Origin of the sequence: Acinetobacter sp. AL9 (genome assembly GCF_041464035.1) — a bacterium.
In the GTDB taxonomy this organism is placed as follows: domain Bacteria; phylum Pseudomonadota; class Gammaproteobacteria; order Pseudomonadales; family Moraxellaceae; genus Acinetobacter; species Acinetobacter towneri.
In genome coordinates this window covers 1-306 of record NZ_JAYFSK010000207.1, presented here as the reverse complement: position 1 = coordinate 306, position 306 = coordinate 1, and the positions used below count along the sequence as shown (strand labels likewise).

Annotated in this window: 1 protein-coding gene; it reads right to left on the bottom strand. The window is 41.2% G+C overall.

What is annotated here, in order from left to right; translation table 11 throughout:
- On the bottom strand, positions 1 to 306 hold a 306-nt coding region (locus ACEO2X_RS14350), incomplete at both ends, for a transposase (protein WP_371972199.1).

Here is a 306-nt window from a genome sequence, read left to right as displayed (position 1 = left end):
GTTCATGCTCAATACGGATGGTGTGTAGATGATCTGGCAGTGGTCGACGTTTAGGTTTATTGGTTTTGGCTTTGTGTGTCACTGCATCGGTTTTATCTGCATTTAGCCGTTCCAGTTCTAGATCAACGGCTGCAATATCTTCTTCAACCGCTTCATCCCACAGGTGGATTTGTTTTGCAGTGAGATGTTCGTTTTTACTGCCGAATTTATGCTGTTTAAACAGCGCCAGTTCATGCTCGTATTTTTGATTGAGAATAGAAAGATGCTGAACTTTAGAATCTAATTGCTGATTGGTGACTTCAAGAT